A 23,768-nucleotide genomic window follows, 5' to 3' on the forward strand; every position below is an offset into this window, starting at 1 on the left:
CCCGGTGTCACAATAGTTGTCGCCTCTGAATTTTCTTAAATTGAAGAGTCAGAGGTGCAGGTTGAAGGCGAAACAAACGTATTCTGTCGAGTTCAAAGAGCAAGCGCTGTCGAAAGTTTTGCAGCGCGGGAGCCGCACGGTTGGATCGGTGGCCGACGAATTGAACATGAATTTACTGACATTAAGGAAGTGGATGAGAGGTAGCGCCGCTGCGGGTCGGAGCTCAGGCTCCGGACTAGCAAAACGTCCAGAAGACTGGTCGCCGGAAGAACGGCTGCTGGCTTTGCATGAGAGCCACGGCCTGGTCGACGAAGCACTGAACGCGTGGTGTCGTGAGCGGGGGCTGTTCGCTCATCATCTCACGCAGTGGCGCATGGATTTTTGCGCCGTCGGCGGGACCGGCGGTCGGCGTGAGAACGGCCAGGAAGTACGGGATCTGAAGCAAGCCAATGTCCAATTACAGCGCGAATTGAACCGCAAGGAGAAAGCGCTGGCGGAGGCGGCGGCGCTGTTGGTGCTGCAAAAAAAGTATCGTGCGCTGTTCGAGGGCGAGGCCGAATGACAGCCCTTGAAGAGCGCAAGACATTGATCGGCCTGATCAGCGAGGCGACCCTGGCGGGGGCTCGCCAGGCGCCCGCGTGTGAGATGCTGGGGCTGAGCGCACGGACGGTTCAGCGTTGGCAAGGTGGCGAACCTGACGCGGTGGACGGGCGCTCGTTACGACACCATGAGCCATCTCACAAGCTGAGCGCCGAGGAACGCACCGAGCTGCTGGCAGTTGCGAACTCGGCCGAGTTTGGTCATTTGCCGCCGAGCCAGATCGTGCCTCGGCTGGCTGACCAGCAACGCTATATCGCCTCGGAGTCGACGTTCTATCGGGTGCTGAAAGCCGAGAAGCAGCTTGCCCATCGGCGCAGTGAACGGCCGGTCAAATCATGCGGCAAACCACGAGCGGTTCGCGCGGACGCGCCGAATCAGCTTTACAGTTGGGACATCACGTACTTGCCGGCGACGATCCGCGGGCAGTACTTTTATCTGTATCTGTTTATGGACGTGTTCAGCCGCAAGATCGTCGGCTGGCAGGTCTACGCCGAAGAGAGTAGCGCCCAGGCCAGCGAGGTGCTCAAGGATCTATGCGCGCGTGAGGCGATACAGCCCAACCAGGTAATTTTGCACTCCGACAACGGCGGCCCAATGAAGGGCGCCACGATGCTTGCCACCTTGCAGGCCTTGGGCGTGATGCCGTCGTTGAGTCGCCCCGGCGTGAGCAACGACAACCCCTATTCGGAATCGTTGTTCAAAACGCTGAAGTACCGGCCCGCTTATCCGTTAGAGGCATTCGATACCCTGTTCGCCGCCCGCACCTGGGTTGCAGAACTGGTGCGCTGGTACAACCACGAACACCGCCACAGTGCGATCCGTTTCGTGACGCCGGCCCAGCGCCATGCGAATCTTGATCAGGACATCCTCGAGCGCCGCAAGGCGCTCTACGAGGGTGCGCGCGAACGTCATCCGCTACGATGGAAAGGTGCCACGCGGGACTGGCAGCGCGTTCATGTCGTGCATCTGAATCCCGATCGTGCTGAGCCGACGGTCAACATTCGACGACCCCGTAACCAGGAATTAAAAGCAGCCTGAATTCAAAACGTCGAGGCGACAACTAGCTGGAAAACTTCCGCCCAAGCATGCATTCTCCACGTCGAGCACCACCTTGGTCTCTATCAGGGTCGGCGCATTGCACGTTGCATTTAAGCGGCATATAAGCGATTACCTCCGGCGCAGCACCCGCTCTTCGTGCAGGGACCGCAGATTTCAGGGCGCCGCCGGCCGCGAAACTCATGCTATCGCTGCCATTTCTATCACCGCTGCGGTGGCTTCAAAATTAACCCGCCATTCGCCGGTCAGCAGCTTTTGCATAAGGCCGCGTTTGAGGGCCCGATAATTGCTTCGCTTTGCAGATAACGAGGCTATTTTTGCGTCGAAGTCTGCCAGTATCTCCGCCATTCTTTGCTGCTCCGCGCTTGGCGGCAACGCAACGAGAGTCTCTCGGACCTGCTTGAGACTTATTTGTGGATATGCTTGCCCAGTCAAAATGGAGCCGTAATGTTTCGCATAAAAGTCTTGCCTTAAGCTTTGGTACACAAAGTCTGCGCTCCAGCCTTCTCTAATTCGTATGCGCGCAATGTGCTGATTAATGTTTGCGGTGGGGAAATCAGCTGGCGCTCGCGCCACTCTGCCAATATTTCCCGTGATGGTCATGAGCAAATCGCCCGGCTCAACCTGGGAGCGATTCATCTGATTGTGGGCTTCAACATGAATGTAGTTCATGCCCTTTGGATTGAACCCATTGTTAGTGACGCATTCACTTCGAAAAAATGGAATCCCGTCGTCCGGAGAGGCCCAGTCAAACCCATATGTGGTGGGCGTCCCACCTTTCGTGATGAACTCAGATATTTGCTCCAAGGTGCCAGTTTGCCACTCCACAGGAATCTTCCCGAGTTCACTGTCTTTGAACTCAGTATGTGGCTGCCAGCGACCGTCTGCATGTTGGGAACCCACCCCCTGGCTGAACAGCGTCTGCATCAACCCTTGCTTCAGGGTCTGGGTGGCCTCAATCTGGCGGGCAATCACGTCCAGCTTGTCGTCCACTGCCGTGAGGATGGCGGCGATTTTCTTTTGTTCGGGAAGTAAGGGGAGTGCAATACGGGTTTCTCGAACTTGCTGAAGACTGATTTGGGGGTAAGCCTGGCCGGTAAGGATGGTTCGATAATAAGTCGAATATCCATCATGCTTTAGACATTGATGGACATATTCAGTGCATACGCCTGCCTCCTCCAATATGCGGATGCGAGCGATATGTTGATTAATATTGGCTGTCTTAAACTGTTTTGGGGCTTTGGCCACACGACCGATGTTGCCCGTGATGGACATTAACAGGTCGCCGGGTTTTATCTCGGAGCGGCTCATTTGAACGTGTGCCTCGGCAGAAATGTAGTTCATCCCCTTAGGATTGAACCCAGCATCCGTTACGCACTCGCTTCGAAGGAACGGAATCCCATCGCCTTCGTCAGCCCACTCAAATCCATAGGTCGTCGGTGTCCCGCCCTTCGTAATGAAATTCGAAATTTCTTCGAGAGTTTTGATTTTCCAAGAGACAGGTACCCGACCAACAATCGTTTCGATACGCTCTGCTGTCATTTGGTCAGCCCCAACTCCGCCAGATAGCCATTCAGCCGAGCATCAATCTCAGCTTCTTCATCGGCAAGCGTTCTCAGTCGCGACAAGGTGGCGGCCACATCGACGGTTGCTTCTGTCTCGCCGTCGTCGATGTACCGCGCAATGTTCAGATTGCCATCGTTGTCGCGGATTTCGCCCAGCGTCACCACCCGGCAGAAGTTGGCCACCTCGGTCTGCTTGTCGACCGCAGCCTTGTGGGTGTTGACGATACGCGCAATGTCCCCGGGGCGCAGGCTGTTATGGGCCTTGCCTTCTAGGTAGTCGCGGCTGGAATCGATGATGACGACTTTGCCCTTGAGGGCGGCCGGTTTCTGTTTGTTCAGTATCAGCACGCAGGCCGGGATGCCAGTATTGTAGAACAGGGCCGAGGGCAGTCCGATAACGGCTTCAATCAGGTCACCCGGCTGGTTGCCACTGGCGGCGCCGGTACCAAACAGCAGCCCTTCACGAATCCTGCCTTCTTCACCGCTACGGAACAGCACACCATGCGGCAGGATAATTCCCATGCGGCCATCGGCCTTCAGGCTGGCCAGCATGTGCTGGGCAAAGGCAAGGTCGGCATAACCACGGGGCGGAATGCCGTACACGAAGCGACCATAGGGGTCGTTGACCTGTCTGTAATTGGGGGCCTTGGGTTTTTTGTCACTGTCCTGCTCGGCCTCGGCCGCCAATTCGAGCGGCGACCACCATGACTTGGCCGAGAACGGCGGGTTGGCAATCACCCGGTCGAAAGTCTTGAGGTAGTCACCATCGAGATGCTTGGGTTCGACCAGCGTATCGCCGCGTTGTATCTCGGCCCGCATGTTGTGCAGGTAGAGGTTCAGTTTGGCAATGGCCCAAGTGCCGAGGTTCTTTTCCTGTCCGTAGAGCAGCACGTTCGGCTTGTCGCCAAGCAAAGTACCGTTGGGCAGTCTGGCAACGTGATGCGCGCTCTCGACCAGCATGCCGCCGCTACCACAGGTGGGGTCGTACACCGCGTGGCCCGGTTGCGGGTCGATGAGTTCCACCACCAGTTGCACCACCGCCTTGGGGGTGTAGAACTCGCCACCCTTCTTGCCGGCATCGTCGGCGAACTGCTTGATGAGGTATTCGTAGGCATCGCCCAGCATGTCGGCCTTGTACATGTCGGCATTGCCCAGCCTGTACTGGTTGAAGTGGCGCAACAGCCGCTGCAGGGTGGCATCGGACAGGACGCGCTTGTCGCCATACTGGGTGGCGGTGAGCACGTGCTGCAGTTCGGGGTTGTTGGCTTCGATGGTGGCAAAAGCCTTGTCCAGTGCTTCGCCGATGTTTTCGGTTTGCGAAATCAGCGTCGGCCAGCGGGCACTGGTGGGGAATTTGCCCCACTTGTCTTCGATTTCTTCCTCGGCCTCCCGGCCATTCAGTCCCTCATTCTGCGTCAACTGGGCCCCGCGCTCTTCAAACACGTCGTTGAAGCGCTTCAGAAACAGCAGGCCGAAGATGTAGTTTTTGAAGTCGGACGAGTCGATAGAGCCGCGCAGAATGTTAGCGGATTCCCAAAGCCAGCTTTCCAGCGCTTCGAGGGATAGTTTATTGCTCATGGAGACTTTACTCGATACACAACAGTTAACTACGGAGCCTCAGTTTTGCCACAACTCTGTCCACGCCATCAGAGAGACTCTTTCATGGGGCTAAGAGCAGTCGCTGCCCATGACTGATTTTCTGAAAATATGGGAGCTGGGGTAGCGGCCCGGCATAGCCGCGCCGGCGCGTGTCCTGAAACAGTGCCCAGGATTGCGTCCGTACGCCGTGAAAGCCCGGTTGCCGGGCATACGCTCGCGCGTTTCAGCCAAGGCCGTATGATGCCGCTTGCCAGCCTGAAAGGCCAGCAAGGCATGGAGGTCGGCCATCTCCTGCCGGGGGCGTCGCCAGGTCCAGGCAGCGTCCCTGTGCGGCGGGGCGGACGATTTCATAGCCTAGCCAGCTCAGGCGGGGCGCCGCACGGGTTGATGGCAGGGAGGGGGACTGACTGAGTAGGGTTTGATTCATTGGGCGATACGACCGGAGCCTATGGGAAGCCACAAACGTGGCGGCACGGCTGGCACCGTGTTCCGAAAAGTTGGAGCGTTTGCCAAAGTGTGTGGTTGGGCTTGGCGGCCCGTTGCAGTGAAGTGCCGTTCTTCCCGCTTGATGGCGGGAAGAACGAACGCTGACCTTGGCAGGTCGGACAGCGAGACGAGGCAGCATCGTGCAGGCACTTCAAACCCAAGACCGAGCGTCAATGCTCGATGCCCGGTCTTTACCCTTTACGTCGCCGCGCCTTGCTGGCGGGCCGACCGCAATCACGCAACCTTGCGACCGAAGTTAACGTGAACGACGTTGCCGTGGGTGGTCGGACGCACCTCGTCAATGTCGTTGTTATCGGCGAGTTCGCCAGCGGCCGCGCCCGTCGATTCGTTCAGAATCTCATTGAGCTTAATCGACGCTCTGACCGTGAGCTCGCGTCGTCAGTGATGAGTGACGGACTGCGAGTCGGAAGCAAAAGCTGCGTCCAGGCGCCTGGCGAGGCTTTGGGTGCACAGATGGGCATAACGCAGCAGCATGCGGACATCGCAATGGCCGCCGAAGTGCGGGAGGTCCACCAGTGAAAATCCGCCCGGAGTATTGCTGCTCGCTTCTGCCACCCGGGAAGGCCTCATGCCGCAGGTCGTGAATGTGCAATTCGCTATCGCCGGTCAGACGCGCCCGCTGACACATTCGCTGCCAGGTCTTGCGCAGGCCGTCGATGCTCATCGGAAAAACGAGTTCTCCGCTGCGAGGCAACTGGCGCAACATTGCGACCAGGTCAGCATAAGCGTTTCACTGCGCCGTGCGCCGGTCATGAGCTGGAACTGCACGGAAGTCTCAACCAGGCGAGCATGTTCGTAAGCCGCCAGTTCCGGCTGCGCAATCGCAAACGGTGCGGACGACGCCTTCGTCCGTCAGGGCGTTGTGGTCACTGGCGAAATACTAGGGTAGTCACGAGTCGCACGACATCCCGAGGCGTAAAGAATTCTCCGGCGTTTTCGAGTCGATGATTCGGCGCCGTGACCGGCCTGACGTTAGACCTAAGTTGCTAGCTTGCAGGCCTGGCGGGCCTTCGCCCGCGTTACGTCGCTCGACTTCGCCGGTGTCCGAACGGTCACTGGAGCCGCTCTCAAAATGGATGGCTCCGGCGCAACGTTTCCTTCGCCAATCTGCGCGCCGGGTGAGCCCGCACTCGGCTCATCCGGCTTTAGAAGTGCCTCCGAAAGCCATCCATAAAGAACATCTGGGTGCCAAAACACCCGTCCGCCAATACGAGCGGGAGCAGGCATACTGCCGCCGCTCACGAGGTTCTCGACGGTGCGAACTGAAACGTGCAGTAGCTGGGCAACATCCTGTTTGGTCAAGGGTTGAAACGGCTCAACGGTCATTGAATAGCTCTTCTGGAGGGAGAATTCTCCGTATAGCGACGCATAGTTAGATTTCGAGTGAGCCGGCGCGCCGGCCGACCTCGGCCCCGCCTGGCTCCCAAAAATCTGCGTTAAACCTGCGTGAAAAGACTCGGATTCCCCCCTGTGCGCACGCGAGCGAAACTAAGCGAAACCAAGCGCAAGTTGTTGATTTCTAATGAAGTGACTATACTAATGAACCTCGTGTAAGGCGCTGAATTGACGTTCGGGACGTAGAGGCCGGAGGTTCGAATCCTCTCACCCCGACCAGATTTGCCTTGTTAATTCAAGGCTCGAAAAACCGCCTAGCTTGCTCGGCGGTTTTTTTGTTTTTGGGTCACGTACGGCGTGTTATTTCCCTCGCGCGCCCCGCACCGCCATTACCGCCCTGTCTTTTGCCGCCAGCCCAAACGGCGCGCGCAAGCCCCTCTGCTATATTCTCTTCATCCTTTGCCCTATCCTTCACGACGCGTGGAACAACTTCCCTTATGGGCGCAGATTGGCGCCGTCTTTCTGCTGCTTGTCTGCTCGAGCTTCTTTTCGATTTCCGAAACGGCGATGATGGCGATCAACCGCCATCGCCTGAAACATCTGGCCAATCAGAATGCGCTCGGCGCAAAGACCACTCAAGGTCTCCTCGCGCAGACGGATCAGCTTTTGAGCGTCGTGCTGATCGGCAACAACCTGTTCAACACCATCATCCCGGTGCTCACCACCTCTATCGCCCTGCACACGTTCGGCCGGAACAACCTGGTGCTGTCGATCGCGACCGGTATCGTCGCGTTTCTGATCATCGTTTTCGCGGAAATAACGCCAAAGATCGTCGGCGCTACGTTCCCTGAAAAAGTCGCGCTGCCGGCCAGCCTGCTGATTGCACCGATGATGCGCGTCGCCAAACCGCTGGTGTGGTTCGTCAATCTTTTTGCAAACGGCATTCTGCGCGTGCTGCACATCAATACGAAAGGCGCGCACGATCAGCGACTTTCGACCGAAGAACTGCGCACCATCGTGCTCGAGTCCGGCAGTTTCATGCCGACCAAACACCGCAGTATTCTGCTGAACCTGTTCGACCTGGAAAACATTTCCGTCGACGACGTGATGATCCCGCGCCGCCGCATCGAGGCGCTGGACTTCGACGCGCCGTTCGAACAGATCCTGCATCAACTCGAAACCTGCTATCACAACAAGCTGATCGTCTATCAAGGCGACATCGACCGGGTGCTCGGTGTGCTGCACGTACGCAAGACACTGGCGGCGCTGCACAACCAGGAGCTTGAACGCGAGACGCTGCGCGAGCTGCTGGCCGAGCCGTACTTCGTACCGAGCGGCACGCCGGTTTTCCAGCAATTGCAATTCTTCCAGGAGAGCCGCCACCGCACGGCGCTGGTCGTCAACGAATACGGCGAATTGCAGGGCCTCGTCACGCCGGAAGACATCATCGAGGAATTGATCGGCGAGTTCACCACGTCCATTCCGCGCGGCGCCAATTCGCGCGGCGGCTGGAACGAGAACGGCGAATGCATCGTGGCCGGCAGCATGCCGCTGCGCGAGTTGAACCGCTGGCTGCATCTGACGCTGCCCACCGACGGGCCGAAAACGCTCAACGGTCTGATCCTCGAAATTCTCGAAGATATTCCCGACGGCGACGTGTGCGTGCAGATCGGCGAAGTCAAACTCGAGGTGATGCGCAGCGACGATCAGGCGATTCGTACGGTCAAGCTGTTCAGACCGCCGACGCGTGCGAAAGCCGGCAAGGTATTGCGCGGCTAGGTTAGTCGACGCAACTGCAGGACGCGGCGTGCGCCACAGCCACGCTCGACACGCAACTGGGCGACGCGGCCGCGCGCCACAGTCAGTACCACACGCAGGGCGCGACGCAGCCAAGCATCGTTGCCAAGCACGGGAGGCAGCCGCGCGACAACGCCGAGCACTGCAGCCAGACACGACACGACACGCACCAGCATCGCACACAGACGCAGTGCGCGCCATTAGCCGAATGGCCGAATAGCGGCGCCCGCCGCCTTACCGGAAGATGAAGCCGTCGTGTTCTACAGGCGGTTCGTCACCGGTCTCTCATGCAAGCCTCTTTCCAACCCGCGGCGGCATCGTCGCATCCCATCGCTCACAGCAACCAAAGCGCCGTCAAAGCGAAGCTGAAACCATTCGCACCCGACGTCAGCGCAGCAAATCTCACTGACCCCGACAACGCTCCCGCCGTGCGTCTCTTGACCGACACATTGCAGGAAGCGACCCGCCGCAACGCGTCGGACCTTCACATCGAGCCAATGGAACACGGCTGGCGCGTCCGCTTGCGAATCGACGGCGTGCTGCACGAAATCCCGCCGCCGCCCGCGCATCTGCGCGATGCATTCATTACTCGGGTGAAGGTGCTGGCACGCATGGATATCGCCGAGCGTCGCGTGCCGCAAGACGGCCGGTTGCGCATTTCCACTTCGCCGGGACGCGTTGAGGACTATCGCGTCAACTCGCTGCCCACGCTATTCGGAGAAAAACTCGTGCTGCGCCGACTCGACGCGCTGCCCGCCAATCTCTCACTCGACTCGCTCGGCCTCGATTCGCGTCAACGCGAAACAGTGGACGCCGCGATTCGCGCGCCGCACGGCCTCATGCTTGTCACCGGACCCACCGGGAGCGGCAAGACGTTGTCGCTGTACTGTTTCCTCAATCTGCTCAACGGCGAGGCGCGCAATCTCTGTTCAGTGGAAGATCCCGCGGAGATCCAGTTGGCCGGCATCAACCAGGTCAGTGTGCGCGAAAAAGCCGGGCTCACCTTCGCGGTCGCGCTGCGCGCATTTCTTCGCCAGGATCCCGACGTGATCATGGTCGGCGAAATTCGCGACGAAGAGACCGCCGACGTCGCCGTGAAAGCCGCGCAAACGGGCCACCTCGTCCTGTCGACCCTGCATACGAACGACGCGCCGGCGGCCGTCGCGCGTTTGATCGATATCGGCGTCGAGCCGTATAACCTCGCGGCCGCGTTGCGGATGGTCACCGCGCAGCGGCTGGTGCGGCGGCTCTGTGTCGCGTGCCGCGTGTCGGCGCCGCAGTCGGTCGCGGCGCTCCGAGCGGCGGGTTTCAGCGAGCATCAACTCGACGGCTGGCAGCCCTACGCCGCCGTCGGTTGCGCGACCTGTCACGGCATCGGCTATCGCGGCCGCGTCGGCGTTCATCAGGTGATGCCCGTGTCCGATGCGATGCGCGAGTTGATCGTCGCGAGCGCCGGCACGCATGAACTCGCGCGGCTCTCGCAAACTGAACAGGTGGGCACCTTGCGCGATGCGGCGTTGACGCGTGTGCGCGACGGCACCACCAGTCTCGCCGAAGCGCTCGCCGCCACCGAGGTCGCATGAACACGGCCACGACCCGACGACCTCTGGCCTCCGACATGCGTTTCAAATGGCGCGGCGTCGATGCCGACGGCGAGCGGAAAAACGGCGCACTCATCGCGCCGGACGCAGCCATCGCACGCTCAGTGCTCAGGCGCGACAATCTGTTCATCCTCGAACTGACGGCGTACGGACCGGCACCGCGTCCCACCACGCGCGCCGCGGACATCACGCTATTCACGCGGCAACTGGCCAGCCTGCTGCGCGCGGGCCTCCCACTCGCGCCCGCGCTGGACCTGCTCGCGCAAGCCCAGACTTCGCGCCGCCACGGCATGCCGCGGATCGTCGGCGCCCTCGCGCGCGACATCACCGGCGGCCTGCGTTTTTCCGCGGCACTGCAGCGGCATCCGGCGCAATTCAACGCGCTTTACTGCCAGCTCGTCGAAGTCGGCGAGGCGGCCGGCGCACTCGCGGCCGTCCTCGCCCGCATCGCCGATGACCGCGAGCGCGCCGCCGCGCAGCGCGCCAAAGTGCGCGCGGCACTGACCTATCCGGTCGCGATCCTCGTACTGGCGATGGCAATCACCGCGGCATTGCTCGTGTGGGTCGTACCGACCTTCAAACAGATCTTCGACGGCTTCGGCGCCAGACTGCCCGCACCGACGCAGTTCGTGCTGGCATTGTCGTCCGGTGTGGCGCGATGGAGCATACCGGTATGTGCCCTGATCTTCGCCGCCGGTTCAGCAGCGACGTTTCTACTGCGACGCTCCGAAGCCGCGCGCATCCGCTTTGCGCGCGTATCGCTGACAATACCGATCGCTGGTCCGCTGCTGCGCACGTTGTGCGCGGCGCGCTGGAGCCGCGCGCTCGGCACCTTGCTGTCGGCCGGCACACCGCTGGCCGACGCGTTCGATTCGCTGACTCACGCCACCGGCAACGCCTTCTTCGACCGCGCCACCGTGGAAATCGCAGCGCGTCTGCGGCGGGGGGAGCGGCTCGCCGCCGCGATGCGCGCGGCTCGCTGCTTTCCGCCCGAAGTCGTGCAACCGATTGCGGTTGCGGAGGAGTCCGGAGCACTCGACACCATGCTGATCGACGTGGCGTCGCTCGCTGATCGTCAGGTAGACGAAAAGATCGGCACGCTGTCGAGCCTGTGCGAGCCGCTCGTCATCGTCGTGCTCGGCGCGCTGGTCGGCGGCCTCGTGATCGCGATGTATCTTCCCATTATTCAACTCGGCAACGTGGTGTAGGATCGCAGCCGAATCCATCCTTAATCTATGCGGGCCACTCTTCCACTCGTGCCAGACACTTCTTCCAGCCTGCTGTCGGGCTTGCTGCCCGATCATTTCGCGACCGGTCTCGGCCAGGCGTTCGGCAGCTTGCCCGCAACCCTGCAGATGACGTTCGCCATCGTGTTCGGCCTCGTGATCGGCAGCTTCCTGAACGTGGTCGTGCATCGGCTGCCGATCATGCTCGATCGCGCCTGGCGCGCGGAAGTCAGCGAGGCCGCCGATCAACCGTTGGAAGAAGACGGCCTGCCGGCACGCTACAACCTGTGGGTGCCGCGCAGCGCGTGTCCTCACTGCGGCCATGTGTTGAGCGCATGGGAGAACCTGCCGGTGCTGAGTTACCTATTGCTGCGCGGTCGCTGCTCCGCATGCAAGGCGCGTGTGAGCCTGCGCTATCCGCTGCTCGAAATCGCCAGTGCAGCGTTCGCGGCAGGCGCACTCGCGTTGTTCGGCCCGACCTTCACGGCGCTCGCCGCCTTCGGACTGTGCGCCGCGCTGCTCGCCATGAGCGCGATCGACATCGACACGCATCTGCTGCCCGACTCCATGACGCTGCCGTTGCTGTGGGCGGGCATCATCGTCAACTTCAACGGCATGTTTACGAACTTGCACGATGCGGTGCTCGGCGCGATCTTCGGCTATCTGGTGCTGTGGGCCGTGCACTGGTTATTTCTCCTCATTCGCGGCGTCGAAGGCATGGGTTATGGTGATTTCAAACTGCTGGCGGCGCTCGGCGCGTGGCTCGGCTGGGCGGCGCTGCCGCAGATCGTGCTGATTGCAGCGGTGACCGGCGCGGTCGTCGGTCTGCTGGCAACATGGCGTGGCCGCATGCGCTTCGAAGAGCCGCTGCCCTTCGGGCCGTTCCTCGCGGCAGGCGGCGCACTGACGCTGTTTCTCGGCACACCGCTTTATCTGGCTTTGGGAGGCTGACGCATGTTTGCTGTGGGATTGACCGGCGGCATCGGCAGCGGCAAATCGACTGTCGCCGACCTGTTTGCCGCGCACGGCGTGCCGCTCGTCGACACCGACCTGATCGCGCACCGCATCACCGCACCGCACGGCATCGCCATGCCGCCAATCGCTGCAGAGTTCGGCGAGGCGTTCGTCGCCCCTGACGGCTCACTCGACCGCGCCCGCATGCGCACGCTCGTATTCAGCGACGACAGCGCGCGCAAACGCCTCGAAGGCATCACGCATCCCTTGATTCGCGCGGAGACCGAACGCGAGCAGCGTGAGGCTCAAGGGCCTTATGTGATCGTCGTGGTGCCGCTGCTGGTCGAATCCGGCAAGTGGAAGACGCGCGTGAATCGTGTGCTGACGGTGGACTGCAGCGTCGAAATGCAGATCTCGCGCGTGATGAGCCGCAACAATTTCAGTCGCGAACAGGTGCTGGCGATCATCGCTCGTCAGGCCACACGCGAAGCGCGCCTCGCCGCGGCCGACGACGTGATCGACAACGACAACGCGCCGCTCGAGGCGCTCAAGTCGCAAGTCGACGCGCAGCATCGCGTGTATCTGACGCTCGCCGGCACATGACGCCGACGTGGCACCTCGGGAAATCCCGGTTGAACTTCGCAGCGATGCGCATGCCAAAAGTGCGTTGAAAACGGCCCGAAACACGTGAAAAAAGTTGCAAATGCGTGCTGACAAAGTGCGTGATTGCTAGGGTAGTCTCACGGCATTAGAATGTTCTGCATTCCAGTCACCGACCACGCCCGAGGCGAGCCCGCTTGATCCTTTACGAGTATCCCTTCAACGAGCGAATCCGGACGCTATTGCGCCTCGAAGATCTGTTCGAGCGCTTCACGTTCTTTCTGACTCAGGAAGACGCCAGGGAACATCACGTCGCACTGACAACGTTGTTCGAAATCTCAGAGGTTGCGGGCCGCGCGGATCTGAAGTCGGATCTGATGAAAGAACTCGAACGCCAACGGCAAACGCTGGCGCCGTTTCGCGGCAATCCGGGAATCGAACAGAACGCGCTTGAGGCCGTACTCGGCGAGATCGAGCAAACGCTCGCGGGGCTTTCGCAGATGCAGGGCAAGACCGGCCAGCATCTTGCAGACAACGAATGGCTCGCTAGCATCCGCAGCCGCGCGATCATTCCAGGCGGCACCTGCAAGTTCGATTTACCGTCTTACTACGCGTGGCAGCAGATTCATCCTGATCAGCGCCGCCAGGACATCGCGAAGTGGGTGACGCCGATGCTGCCGCTGCGCGACGCGGCCATCATCGTCTTGCGACTCGCGCGCGAATCCGGCCAGGCGTCCAAAGTCATGGCCATGCAGGGCAGCTATCAGCAGATGCTGTCCGGCCGTTCATATCAATTGATGCAGGTACGAGTGGCACCGGAATTGCGCGTGATCCCCGAAGCCAGTGCGAACAAGTACATGCTGTGGGTGCGCTTCACCGTGCAGGACGGCGATCTGCGTCCGCGTTCCGTCGACGTCGACGTGCCTTTCCAGCTTACGCTTTGCAGCCTTTAAGCCACGCTCGTAAGCCTGTCACGTTTACCTGGTAAATCCAAAGCGAAGGGGCACGCCTTTAAAGCGGCGAGAAATGCCCCTATATTCGTTACTTCTTCCGTTTGCGATTGATTGCCTGACCGTATGCCTACCGTCGTCAAATGCCCCACTTGCGGTAAGGACGTCCGCTGGACACCTGAGAACCGCTTCCGCCCCTTCTGTTCCGATCGCTGCAAGCAGAGCGATCTCGGCGCTTGGGCCGCTGAGAAGTACAAGATCGGCGGGACCGATCAGGAAGCGTCGTCGGACGAGACGCCCGGTGGGGATTACACCCCGCATTAAACGCGGCCTGCGGTCCGGGTCACGCGGACCGGCGCTGCTAACGCAGCGCCCGCTACCTCCCGCCCGTCTTCTTCCGTTTTAGTTCTTTTCAGCTGCGAGCCATTCCAGCACGGGAATGGTCGCCGGCAACAGCGGCTCGACATCCGCGGGCAGCGTCTGCCAGACAAAAGCCTGGCCTTCGCGGCCGTGCGGCTCGCCGGACCACTGAGTCACCTTGCAGAAAAAGAGCCGCACATACGCATGCGGGTAATCGTGCTCGAGCGTATGCCAAAGATGGCTTGCCTCGACGTCGATACCCAGTTCCTCGTGTAACTCACGGGCGAGCGCGGCTTCGACCGACTCGCCCGCTTCCAGCTTGCCGCCGGGAAACTCCCAATAACCCTCGTACGGCTTGCCAGCCGGGCGCTGCGCCAGCAGATAGCGTCCATCCGGCTGGACCATCACGCCGACGGCAACCTCCGTCACCTTTCGACCGTTGGCGTTCTTCTCGACGTCGTCGCTCATGCCGTCACTCACGCTGAGGTTTTGCGGCCGGACCAGTCGCGCGCGAACTGCCACGCAACGCGTCCCGAACGCGAGCCGCGCTCCAGCGCCCATACCAGCGCATCGCCGCGCGCCGCTTCGACTTCGGCGTCATCGCAGCCGAAATGCCGCAACCAGTGGCCGATGATCGACAGGTAGTCGTCCTGTTTGAACGGATAGAAGCTGACCCACAAGCCGAACCGCTCGGACAGCGAGATCTTTTCTTCGACCAGTTCGCCGGGGTGAATCTCGCCGTCGGACGTGTGCTTGTACGTCTCGTTGTCGCTCATGTACTCGGGCAACAGATGGCGGCGGTTCGACGTCGCGTAGATCAGCACGTTGTCCGACTGCGCGGCGATCGAACCGTCGAGCGCGACCTTCAGCGCCTTGTAGCCCGACTCGCCGTCTTCGAACGACAGGTCGTCGCAGAACACCACGAAGCGCTCCGGCCGCTGCGCGATCAGGTCGACGATATCGCCGAGATCGTGCAGATCGTCCTTATCCACTTCGATCAGACGCAGCCCGTCTTTCGCGTACGCGTTCAGGCACGCCTTGATCAGCGACGACTTGCCGGTGCCGCGCGCGCCCGTCAGCAGCACGTTGTTGGCCGGCTGTTTGTGCACGAATTGACGCGTGTTCTGCTCGATCAACCCTTTTTGGCGATCGATGTTTTGCAGATCGTCGAGCGTGATCGTTGAGATGGCCGGCACCGGCTGCAGGTAGCCGCGCCCCTGGCGCTTGCGCCAGCGGAAAGCGATTGCCGCCGACCAGTCGATATTCGGCGTGGCGGGCGGAAGCATCGCTTCGAGGCGGACGAGCACGGCTTCGGCTCGGGTCAGAAACTGTTCGAGTTTGTCCATGGCTGGGAAGTAAGCGGCCCACAGGCCGCGTAATAAACCTGGTTACGAACGATAGTCGGCGTTGATGCTCACGTAGTCGTGCGACAGATCGCAAGTCCAGATTGTGGCTTGCGCATCGCCGCGGCCGAGTACGACACGAATGCCGATCTCGCTCTTTTTCATGACGCGCTGGCCGTCTTCTTCACGGTAGGCCGGATTGCGGCCGCCGGCAGTCGCAACCAGCACGTCGTCCAGATACAGATCGATCTTGCCGACGTCGAGATCGTCCACGCCGGCATAGCCGATGGCCGCGAGGATGCGGCCGAGATTCGGATCCGATGCATAGAAGGCCGTCTTCACGAGCGGCGAGTGGCCGATCGCATAAGCGATCTGGCGGCATTCGCCGACGCTCGAGCCGCCTTCCACCTGCACGGTCATGAATTTGGTCGCGCCTTCGCCGTCGCGCACGATCAGTTGCGCGAGGCTCTGGGCGACTTCGGTCACCGCGTCGCGCAGCGCTACATAAGCGGGCGAGTCGGTGGACGTGATCGCCGGCAGGCTCGATTTGCCCGACGCGATCAGGATGAAGGAATCGTTGGTCGACGTATCGCCATCGATCGTGATGCAGTTGAACGAGCGGTCCGCCACGTGCTTGACCAGCGCGTCGAGCACCGGCTGGGCGACGGCGGCGTCGAACGCGAGGAAGCCGAGCATGGTTGCCATGTTCGGCTTGATCATGCCCGCGCCCTTGCTGATGCCGGTCAGCGTGACCGTGTGGCCGTCGATCGTGACCTGGCGCGACGTGGCCTTGGGCAGCGTGTCCGTGGTCATGATGGCCTGCGCGGCGTCGTACCAGTTCGCTTCCTTGCGGTTCGCCAGAGCGGCCGGCAAACCCGCCTTCAGCCGATCGACCGGCAGCGGCTCCAGAATCACGCCCGTCGAAAACGGCAGCACCTGTTCCGGCGTGATGTCCGCCAGACGCGCGAGTTCCGCGCAGGTTTCGCGCGCCGCCACGAGGCCCGGCTCACCCGTGCCCGCGTTCGCGTTGCCGGTGTTGATCACCAGCGCGCGAATCGGCTTGCCGCCGGCGCGCACACGTTCCAGATTCTCACGGCACACCGTGACGGGCGCCGCGCAAAAACGGTTCTGCGTGAAGACGCCGCCCACCGTGGCGCCTTCACCCACGGAAATGACGAGCACATCCTTGCGGTTCGGCTTGCGGATATTCGCCTCCGCCCAGCCGAGCGAAACGCCGGCGACGGGATGGAGTTGAGCGGGATCGATCGAGGGGAAATTGACAGCCATGGTCGCGACCTGTCGAAGAAAATGCCGGCAGGCGCCGGCATCGGGGAAACGGAAACTGGTGGCCCGGGCGTGCTGCCGGACCACCGCGAAATCAAGGCAATGTACTGCGTAAAACGACGCGGCGCGCCTCTCAGCGCGCCGCATTCGGCATTACACGATCTTGCCGTGGCACTGCTTGTACTTCTTGCCGCTGCCGCACGGGCACGGGTCGTTACGGCCGACCTTCGGCACGTTGTCCGCGCTCATATTCGCTGCAGCCGTATGCGACGAGCCGTGGCTCATTGCATCGCCGATCATGGCGGCGGTGGCTGCTTCCGCGGCAACAGGTGCCGCGGCAGCCGCTTCGGCGAATTCGGCATGGCGGAATTCGACGTTTTCAAGGTGGCCGCCCTGCTCTTCGAGCTGTTCGGCAGCCTGTTCCAACTGTTCCGGCGACTGGATCTGCACGTTCATCACCACGCGGGTGACTTCGAGCTTCACAGCGTCGAGCATGGCGGCAAACAGTTCGAATGCCTCACGCTTGTATTCCTGCTTCGGATTCTTCTGCGCATAGCCGCGCAGATGGATGCCCTGACGCAAGTGATCGAGCGCGGCCAGATGTTCGCGCCAGCTGCGATCCAGCGTTTGCAGCATGATCGAGCGCTCGAACGCGCTGAACGATTCGCGGCCGACCAGTTCGACCTTCGACTCGTAGGCTTCATTCGCGGCGGCTTCGACCGCTTCGAGAATCTCGTCCGCGCTGATCGAGTTCGACTCGTTGATCATTTCCTGGATCGCGAGGTCGAGCTGCCATTCGTTGCGCAGCACTTCTTCCAGCTCGGGCACGTCCCACTGCTCTTCAATGCTGCCTGCCGGCACGAACTGGTGAACGATATCGGCGATCACGCTCTGGCGCATCGCGCCGATCGTTTCCGTGATGTCATTCGCTTCGAGCAATTCATTGCGCTGCTGGTAGATCACCTTGCGCTGATCGTTCGACACATCGTCGTATTCGAGCAATTGCTTGCGTACGTCGAAGTTGCGCGCTTCCACCTTGCGCTGCGCCGATTCGATCGAGCGCGAGACGATGCCCGCCTCGATTGCTTCGCCTTCAGGCATCTTCAGGCGGTCCATGATCGCGCGCACGCGATCGCCGGCGAAAATGCGCAGCAGCGGGTCTTCCAGCGACAGATAGAAGCGCGACGAACCCGGGTCACCCTGACGGCCGGCACGGCCGCGCAACTGGTTGTCGATCCGGCGCGATTCGTGACGCTCGGTGCCGATGATGTGCAGGCCGCCCGCGGCCTTCACCTGATCGTGCAGCGCTTGCCATTCGTCGTGCAGCTTGTGGATGCGGCGCTGCTTGTCGTCTTCAGCCAGCGTTTCGTCCAGTTCAAGGAACGACGCCTGCTTTTCCGCGTTGCCGCCGAGCACGATGTCGGTACCGCGACCGGCCATGTTGGTGGCGATCGTGATGCGCTTCGGACGGCCGGCTTCGGCGACGATCTCGGCTTCACGCGCGTGCTGCTTGGCGTTCAGCACTTCGTGCGGCAGGCCGGTCTGCTTCAGCAGATGCGACAGCAACTCGGAGTTTTCGATCGACGTCGTGCCGACCAGCACCGGCTGACCGCGCTCGTAGCAATCGCGGATGTCACGGATCACCGCGTCGTAACGTTCCTTGGCGGTCTTGTAGATCTGATCCTGCTTGTCGATCCGTTTGGGTGGACGGTTGGTCGGGATCACGACCGTTTCGAGACCGTAGATCTCGTTGAATTCGAACGCTTCCGTATCCGCCGTGCCGGTCATGCCGGACAGCTTCGCGTACATGCGGAAGTAGTTCTGGAACGTGATCGACGCGAGCGTCTGGTTCTCGCTCTGAATCTTGACGTGTTCCTTCGCCTCGACAGCCTGATGAAGACCGTCCGACCAGCGGCGGCCCGACATCAGACGGCCGGTGAATTCGTCGACGATCACCACTTCGGCGTTCTGCACGACGTAATGCTGGTCCTTGAAGAACAGCGTGTGCGCGCGCAGCGCGGCGTACACGTGGTGCATCAGCGTGATGTTCTGCGGCGCGTACAGGCTTTCGCCCTCACCGATCAGGCCCCACTCGGCGAGCAGGCGCTCGGCCTTTTCGTGGCCCGATTCCGTCAGGAACACCTGGCGGCCCTTCTCGTCCAGCGTGTAGTCGCCCGGTTTTTCGACGCCGGTGCCGTCCGCTTTCTCTTCGCCGATCTGGCGTTCGAGCAGCGGCGGCAGCGCATTCATGCGCACGTACAGGTCGGTGTGATCTTCGGCTTGGCCGGAGATGATCAGCGGCGTACGGGCTTCGTCGATCAGGATCGAGTCGACCTCGTCGACCACCGCGAAATTCAGGGCTCGCTGCACGCGCGCGTCGGTCTCGTAGACCATGTTGTCGCGCAGGTAGTCGAAACCGAATTCGTTGTTGGTGCCGTACGTGATGTCCGCCGCGTAGGCTTCCTGCTTCGCGTCGTGATCCATCTGCGACAGGTTGATGCCCACCGACAGACCGAGGAAGTTGTACAGGCGCGCCATCCATTCGGCGTCGCGCTGGGCGAGGTAGTCGTTGACCGTGACCACGTGGACGCCGCGGCCCGACAGCGCGTTCAGGTACACCGGCAGCGTAGCGACGAGCGTCTTGCCCTCGCCCGTGCGCATTTCGCCGATCTTGCCGTAGTGCAGAACCATGCCGCCGATCAGCTGCACGTCGAAGTGGCGCATTTTCAGCACCCGCTTGCTGGCCTCGCGGCACACCGCGAAGGCTTCTGGCAGGAGCTTGTCGAGCGATTCGCCGCTCGCGACGCGCTGGCGGAATTCACCCGTTTTGGCGCGCAGTTGATCGTCCGTCAATTGCTCGATCTGCGGTTCGAGCGCATTGATCGCCGTGACGGTCTTTTGATATTGCTTGACTAGCCGCTGGTTGCGGCTGCCAAAAATCTTCTGTAGAAAACCGGTGGTCATCGGATCGGTGTCTGCGTCGCGGCTTCGGCTGGGTCGCGGCGTGCAGGTCGTGCACGTGCGCTCCGGGGTCGGAAGGGCCTCGGCGGCTTAGTCCAAGAGTGAATTCGAATCGCGCATTTTAGCACGCGCCCCCGCCCACGCTTATGTCGGCAGCGAGACGGCGGCAGGGCATCAGAAGGCCGCCGCAGCGAGCTCTGACAGCCCGCATTGAGGCGGGCCCGCGTGCGTCCTGCGCGGTACAATCGCGGCGTGAACGCGCATAGGGTGCGGACACGCCGTTACCCATCCAACATGAGCCGTTTTCCTTCCTTTTCAAGGCCGCCGCCCCAGCAGTTCAAGGCGCGCCGCCCGCAGCCGGTCGCCGAGGTGCTCAATCGCACGGACGCGTTCGCCGCCCTGCGCGCGGGCGTCGAGCAGATTGCGGCATTGGAGAAGGATCTGCGCGCGCTGCTGCCCGACTATCTGGCGACGAGCGTCGAGCCCAGCTTTATCAAGGAAGGCGTGCTGGCCCTGTTCGCCGGCCATAACGCGCTGGCGGCGCGGCTGCGGCATCTGGAGCCTCGGCTGCTGTCGGATTTGCAGCAGCGCGGCTGGCCCGTGAATTCCCTGCGGATTCGCGTGCGGCCGCAGGCTGTCAAGGAACCGCCGCCGGTCAAACAGGCGCGCATGACGCCAGCTGGCGCGGACGCCCTCCACGCACTGAGCGAGTCGCTGGCGCCTTCGCCGCTTCAGGAAGCCCTGGCGAAAATGGCGGCCCGGCATCGGAGAAATCGCTGAGCAGAAAAAAAGCGGCCCGACTGGGCCGCTTACTTTTCATGCGCTTGCTTCGGAAATTTCACCCGAAGGCGTCAGGCAAAAGCCGTCTGCGTCTCGTAGGCAAATCCGCGCGGCGCCTTCTGTGTGTCGTCGAAAGTGACGATTTCGTACGAATCTTCGTGCGCCAGCAGTTCGCGCAGCAGCGCATTGTTCAGGCCGTGGCCCGACTTGTACGCATCGTACGCCGCCAGCAATGGATGGCCGATCACATACAGGTCGCCGATCGCGTCGAGCATTTTGTGCTTCACGAACTCGTCGTCGTAGCGCAGGCCGTCGTTGTTCAGAATGCGGTACTCGTCGAGCACGATCGCGTTGTCCATGCTGCCGCCACGCGCCAGACCCAGTTCGCGCATCATTTCCACTTCATGCGCAAAACCGAAGGTGCGGGCACGCGCGATTTCACGCACATACGACGTATTGGCAAAATCCACTTCCAGCGCCTGGCCGGTCTTATCCACAGCCGGGTGACGAAAATCGATCGTAAATTTGAGCTTGAAACCGAAATACGGATCGAGACGCGCGAACTTATCGCCGTCACGAATTTCGACCGGCTTGGTGACCTTGATGAATTTCTTCGCCGCGTTCTGCTCTTCAATACCCGCGGACTGAATCAGAAACACGAATGAACCGGCGCTGCCGTCCATGATCGGGATTTCTTCGGCGGTGACGTCGACATACAGGTTGTCGATGCCGAGACCGGCGCAAGCGGACATCAGATGCTCGATGGTCGAGACGCGCGCGCCGTCTTTCTGCAACACGGAAGCCAGACGCGTATCGCCAATCGCCATCGCCGACGCAGGAATGTCCACCGGCGTGGCCAGATCCACGCGCGAAAACACGATGCCCGTGTCCGGACCGGCCGGACGGAGCGTCAGTTGGACTTTACGGCCGGAGTGCAGGCCGATGCCGACTGTCTTGACGATTTGCTTGATAGTGCGCTGCTTCAACATGGTGGTCTTCTATTCGATTGAAAATCCCAATCGGGACTTTTTATTCCATAGCACGAAGTATACTCCAATACCCTAAGGAGCGTCTTTTCGCGGAACGTATCAATCTGTTTCGCTGCATTACCCTGGGGCGCCCGTCAGGAAAGCGTGACGGGCCGATGCCCCGGAACGGAGGCGTTTCCGGTCATCGGCCCGCGTAACGGCCTGTCACAAAAGCGTCTTATCGACCGTTGCCCTCGCACAACGCACAACGCGCGCTGCCCGAGGCGAAGGCCACGACGCCCACGTGCCTAGCTCAACGTAGCGAGAATACTCCCTGCATCGCTGACTTCGAATTTGCCGGCAGCCTCGACGTTCAACGTCTTGACCACGCCGTCGTCGACCACCATCGCGTAGCGCTGGGAACGGATTCCCATGCCGCGCGCCGACAAATCCTGCTCGAGACCGAGCGCTCGCGTGAAAGCCGCACTGCCGTCCGCCATCATGCGCACCTTGCCCGAGGCGTGCTGATCGCGTCCCCACGCGCCCATTACGAACGCGTCGTTGACGGACACGCACCAGATTTCGTCGATGCCAAGAGCGCGCAACTGCTCGGCGTGCTCGACATAGCCCGGTACATGTTTGGCCGAACAGGTCGGTGTGAACGCGCCCGGCAATCCGAAGATCACCACGCGCTTGCCCGCCGTCTGCTCGCGCACGTCGAAGCTGTTAGGCCCGATCGTGCAGCCCGCCCGCTCGTCTTCGATCAATTCGAAGAGCGTTGCGTCGGGCAGCTTGTCACCTGCTTGAATCATGCTCAGTCCTTTGCATCGATGCGAAGCACACTCGCACGTCGTCGTGTCGCAGTGAAAAATCCGGCGTGAGCCTCACTACATGCTCCGCCGCCCGGCGACAGTCGCCCAATCCGCTTCGCGAACCCGAAGAGGGCAGTTGTCCTTGCCGCGGATCTGACGATACGCGACTTGTTTGCCGTTCACCCGCCACGCTCGTGCATTCGTCCGCCAGCGCTGCACTGCTGTCCAACTCGCAGCGCCGCAACGAAAGCCTGCCCGTACGCTCAGTCCGCCTGCTTGCGCAGGAATGCCGGAATGTCGTACGTGTCGACGCCCTTTTCCTGCAGCGCCTGCACATGCGACGCGGCCGTATCGCGCGACGTGCGCCACACTGCCGGCGTGTCCAGCGCGCCGTAGTCGGCGGTGCTGGCGTGCGACGGCGCGTAAGCAACGTGTTGCATCGTGCTGATCGGCTGGTTGTCGGTACCGGTGCGCAGCAGCGTCATCGGTGCCGATTGCTGCTTCTTCGCCGCACGGCCCAGACCCGTTGCCACGACCGTCACGCGCAGCGCGTCGCCCATCGCATCGTCGTACACCGCGCCGAAGATCACGGTCGCGTCTTCCGCGGCGTAGCTCTTGATGGTGTTCATCACTTCGCGCGTTTCCGACAGACGCAGCGAACGGCTCGACGTGATGTTGACCAGCACGCCACGCGCACCCGACAGATCCACTCCTTCCAGCAGCGGGCTGGCAACAGCCTGCTCAGCGGCCAGACGCGCGCGATCGACGCCGGCAACCGTCGCCGTGCCCATCATCGCCTTGCCCTGCTCGCCCATCACCGTCTTCACGTCTTCGAAGTCGACGTTCACCAGACCGTCGACGTTGATGATTTCCGCGATGCCGGCAACTGCGTTGTTCAGAACGTCGTCTGCGCACTGGAAGCACTTGTCCATCTCGGCGTCGTCGCCCATCACCTCGAACAGCTTGTCGTTCAGAACGACGATCAGCGAGTCGACGTGATCCTCCAGTTGCTGCGAACCGGCTTCGGCGACGCGCATGCGCTTGCCGCCTTCGAATTCGAACGGCTTGCTGACCACGCCAACGGTCAAGATACCCATTTCCTTGGCGATCTGCGCGACCACGGGTGCTGCGCCCGTACCCGTGCCGCCGCCCATGCCGGCCGTGATGAAGACCATGTGCGCGCCGCGCAGTGCGTCGGCGATACGCTCACGGGCTTCTTCCGCTGCGGCGCGGCCCATTTCCGGCTTGGCGCCAGCGCCCAGCCCCGTGTTGCCGAGTTGGATCACCGCGGTGGCGCGTGAACGCGACAAAGCCTGCGCGTCCGTGTTCATCACGATGAAGTCGACGCCTTGCACGCCTTTGTTGATCATGTGCTGGACAGCATTGCCGCCAGCGCCACCTACTCCGACCACCTTGATGATGGTGCCGTTCGTTTCGGTTTCCAGCATTTGGAAATCCATGATGCCTCCG

The 23,768-nt window shown here is 61.5% G+C and carries 19 protein-coding genes and 1 pseudogene; 10 read left to right on the forward strand and 10 right to left on the reverse strand.

The genetic code is table 11. The annotated features are described in order from the left end of the window. Positions 1–61 precede the first annotated feature (61 nt). Positions 62–1,638, forward strand: a pseudogene (locus HF916_RS46445) (IS3 family transposase). A gap of 198 nt (positions 1,639–1,836) precedes the next feature. On the opposite strand, the gene HF916_RS46450 reads toward HF916_RS46445, so the two are convergent. Together HF916_RS46450 and HF916_RS46455 are read right to left on the reverse strand one after the other, a co-directional pair. Beyond that, the gene (locus HF916_RS46450; RefSeq protein WP_168795288.1) at positions 1,837–3,198 is read right to left on the reverse strand and encodes a restriction endonuclease subunit S; all 1,362 of its coding nucleotides are present in this window, start codon (positions 3,196–3,198) and stop codon (positions 1,837–1,839) included. After that, positions 3,195–4,799 (reverse strand): type I restriction-modification system subunit M, encoded by a 1,605-nt coding sequence (locus HF916_RS46455; RefSeq protein ID WP_168795289.1) that lies wholly within the window; start codon positions 4,797–4,799, stop codon positions 3,195–3,197. The genes HF916_RS46450 and HF916_RS46455 overlap by 4 nt, the downstream gene beginning before the upstream one ends. Positions 4,800–5,567: 768 nt before the next feature. Between HF916_RS46455 and HF916_RS46460 the strand changes: the two genes are divergently transcribed. Further along, positions 5,568–5,846 carry a hypothetical protein gene (locus tag HF916_RS46460; protein ID WP_168795290.1) on the forward strand — a complete coding sequence of 93 codons (279 nt, stop codon included), beginning with the start codon at positions 5,568–5,570 and terminating at the stop codon, positions 5,844–5,846. A gap of 459 nt (positions 5,847–6,305) precedes the next feature. Here the strand turns inward: HF916_RS46460 and HF916_RS52185 are convergent, their stop codons facing one another. Then, entirely contained in the window at positions 6,306–6,653 is a 348-nt protein-coding gene (locus tag HF916_RS52185; protein WP_431311444.1) for a helix-turn-helix transcriptional regulator, read from the reverse strand. Between the two features lie 489 nt (positions 6,654–7,142). Between HF916_RS52185 and HF916_RS46470 the strand changes: the two genes are divergently transcribed. The 7 genes from HF916_RS46470 to HF916_RS46500 all read left to right on the forward strand — a co-directional run bounded on the left by HF916_RS46470 (position 7,143) and on the right by HF916_RS46500 (position 14,114). Next, complete coding sequence (locus HF916_RS46470; protein WP_206001989.1) at positions 7,143–8,441, forward strand: HlyC/CorC family transporter; 1,299 nt, start codon at positions 7,143–7,145, stop codon at positions 8,439–8,441. Positions 8,442–8,746: 305 nt separating this feature from the next. Next, complete coding sequence (locus HF916_RS46475) at positions 8,747–10,042, forward strand: GspE/PulE family protein (protein WP_168795292.1); 1,296 nt, start codon at positions 8,747–8,749, stop codon at positions 10,040–10,042. After that, positions 10,039–11,268: a type II secretion system F family protein gene (locus HF916_RS46480; protein WP_168795293.1), complete on the forward strand. Its 1,230-nt coding sequence runs from the start codon at positions 10,039–10,041 to the stop codon at positions 11,266–11,268. Before HF916_RS46475 ends, HF916_RS46480 begins: the two co-directional genes overlap by 4 nt. A gap of 27 nt (positions 11,269–11,295) precedes the next feature. Then, positions 11,296–12,237 carry a prepilin peptidase gene (locus HF916_RS46485; protein ID WP_168795294.1) on the forward strand — a complete coding sequence of 314 codons (942 nt, stop codon included), beginning with the start codon at positions 11,296–11,298 and terminating at the stop codon, positions 12,235–12,237. Between the two features lie 3 nt (positions 12,238–12,240). Beyond that, complete coding sequence (gene coaE / locus HF916_RS46490) at positions 12,241–12,843, forward strand: dephospho-CoA kinase (protein WP_168795295.1); 603 nt, start codon at positions 12,241–12,243, stop codon at positions 12,841–12,843. A 194-nt stretch (positions 12,844–13,037) separates the two neighbouring features. After that, positions 13,038–13,793, forward strand: a complete 756-nt coding sequence (zapD, locus tag HF916_RS46495; RefSeq protein WP_168795296.1) for a cell division protein ZapD — start codon at positions 13,038–13,040, stop codon at positions 13,791–13,793. 123 nt (positions 13,794–13,916) lie between these two features. Beyond that, positions 13,917–14,114, forward strand: a complete 198-nt coding sequence (locus tag HF916_RS46500; protein ID WP_168795297.1) for a DNA gyrase inhibitor YacG — start codon at positions 13,917–13,919, stop codon at positions 14,112–14,114. 78 nt (positions 14,115–14,192) lie between these two features. Here HF916_RS46500 and HF916_RS46505 read toward each other — a convergent pair whose 3' ends face one another. The 4 genes from HF916_RS46505 to secA all read right to left on the reverse strand — a co-directional run bounded on the left by HF916_RS46505 (position 14,193) and on the right by secA (position 19,741). After that, positions 14,193–14,618: an NUDIX domain-containing protein gene (locus HF916_RS46505; protein WP_168795298.1), complete on the reverse strand. Its 426-nt coding sequence runs from the start codon at positions 14,616–14,618 to the stop codon at positions 14,193–14,195. Positions 14,619–14,626: 8 nt separating this feature from the next. Continuing rightward, positions 14,627–15,496 (reverse strand): ATP-binding protein, encoded by an 870-nt coding sequence (locus HF916_RS46510; RefSeq protein WP_168795299.1) that lies wholly within the window; start codon positions 15,494–15,496, stop codon positions 14,627–14,629. Positions 15,497–15,538: 42 nt separating this feature from the next. Further along, positions 15,539–16,780: a bifunctional glutamate N-acetyltransferase/amino-acid acetyltransferase ArgJ gene (gene argJ, locus HF916_RS46515; protein ID WP_168795300.1), complete on the reverse strand. Its 1,242-nt coding sequence runs from the start codon at positions 16,778–16,780 to the stop codon at positions 15,539–15,541. 150 nt (positions 16,781–16,930) lie between these two features. Next, entirely contained in the window at positions 16,931–19,741 is a 2,811-nt protein-coding gene (gene secA, locus HF916_RS46520; protein ID WP_168795301.1) for a preprotein translocase subunit SecA, read from the reverse strand. Positions 19,742–20,032: 291 nt separating this feature from the next. Here secA and HF916_RS46525 point away from each other — a divergent pair, with 291 nt between their 5' ends. Continuing rightward, on the forward strand, positions 20,033–20,518 hold the full coding sequence (locus tag HF916_RS46525; protein WP_168795302.1) for a DciA family protein: 486 nt from the start codon (positions 20,033–20,035) through the stop codon (positions 20,516–20,518). 71 nt (positions 20,519–20,589) lie between these two features. Here HF916_RS46525 and lpxC read toward each other — a convergent pair whose 3' ends face one another. From lpxC to ftsZ, 3 genes are all read right to left on the reverse strand, one after another. Further along, a complete protein-coding gene (lpxC, locus tag HF916_RS46530) occupies positions 20,590–21,507 on the reverse strand; it encodes a UDP-3-O-acyl-N-acetylglucosamine deacetylase (protein WP_168795303.1) in 918 nt (305 codons plus the stop codon). 287 nt (positions 21,508–21,794) lie between these two features. Next, complete coding sequence (locus tag HF916_RS46535) at positions 21,795–22,298, reverse strand: peroxiredoxin (RefSeq protein ID WP_012434415.1); 504 nt, start codon at positions 22,296–22,298, stop codon at positions 21,795–21,797. Between the two features lie 263 nt (positions 22,299–22,561). Further along, positions 22,562–23,758 (reverse strand): cell division protein FtsZ, encoded by a 1,197-nt coding sequence (gene ftsZ / locus HF916_RS46540; protein ID WP_168795304.1) that lies wholly within the window; start codon positions 23,756–23,758, stop codon positions 22,562–22,564. Positions 23,759–23,768 lie beyond the last annotated feature (10 nt).

The sequence above is a fragment of the Paraburkholderia aromaticivorans genome, assembly GCF_012689525.1.
Lineage (GTDB): Bacteria > Pseudomonadota > Gammaproteobacteria > Burkholderiales > Burkholderiaceae > Paraburkholderia > Paraburkholderia aromaticivorans_A.

Excerpts from the sequence above, each read along its gene's own strand:
- HF916_RS46450 (WP_168795288.1), bottom strand. The coding sequence starts at position 3,198 with ATGACAGCAGAGCGTATCGAAACGATTGTTGGTCGGGTACCTGTCTCT.
- HF916_RS46455 (WP_168795289.1), bottom strand. The coding sequence starts at position 4,799 with ATGAGCAATAAACTATCCCTCGAAGCGCTGGAAAGCTGGCTTTGGGAA.
- HF916_RS52185 (WP_431311444.1), bottom strand. The coding sequence starts at position 6,653 with ATGACCGTTGAGCCGTTTCAACCCTTGACCAAACAGGATGTTGCCCAG.
- HF916_RS46475 (WP_168795292.1), top strand. The coding sequence starts at position 8,747 with ATGCAAGCCTCTTTCCAACCCGCGGCGGCATCGTCGCATCCCATCGCT.
- HF916_RS46480 (WP_168795293.1), top strand. The coding sequence starts at position 10,039 with ATGAACACGGCCACGACCCGACGACCTCTGGCCTCCGACATGCGTTTC.
- HF916_RS46485 (WP_168795294.1), top strand. The coding sequence starts at position 11,296 with ATGCGGGCCACTCTTCCACTCGTGCCAGACACTTCTTCCAGCCTGCTG.
- coaE (WP_168795295.1), top strand. The coding sequence starts at position 12,241 with ATGTTTGCTGTGGGATTGACCGGCGGCATCGGCAGCGGCAAATCGACT.
- HF916_RS46500 (WP_168795297.1), top strand. The coding sequence starts at position 13,917 with ATGCCTACCGTCGTCAAATGCCCCACTTGCGGTAAGGACGTCCGCTGG.
- HF916_RS46505 (WP_168795298.1), bottom strand. The coding sequence starts at position 14,618 with ATGAGCGACGACGTCGAGAAGAACGCCAACGGTCGAAAGGTGACGGAG.
- HF916_RS46510 (WP_168795299.1), bottom strand. The coding sequence starts at position 15,496 with ATGGACAAACTCGAACAGTTTCTGACCCGAGCCGAAGCCGTGCTCGTC.
- argJ (WP_168795300.1), bottom strand. The coding sequence starts at position 16,780 with ATGGCTGTCAATTTCCCCTCGATCGATCCCGCTCAACTCCATCCCGTC.
- secA (WP_168795301.1), bottom strand. The coding sequence starts at position 19,741 with ATGACCACCGGTTTTCTACAGAAGATTTTTGGCAGCCGCAACCAGCGG.
- HF916_RS46525 (WP_168795302.1), top strand. The coding sequence starts at position 20,033 with ATGAGCCGTTTTCCTTCCTTTTCAAGGCCGCCGCCCCAGCAGTTCAAG.
- lpxC (WP_168795303.1), bottom strand. The coding sequence starts at position 21,507 with ATGTTGAAGCAGCGCACTATCAAGCAAATCGTCAAGACAGTCGGCATC.
- HF916_RS46535 (WP_012434415.1), bottom strand. The coding sequence starts at position 22,298 with ATGATTCAAGCAGGTGACAAGCTGCCCGACGCAACGCTCTTCGAATTG.
- ftsZ (WP_168795304.1), bottom strand. The coding sequence starts at position 23,758 with ATGGATTTCCAAATGCTGGAAACCGAAACGAACGGCACCATCATCAAG.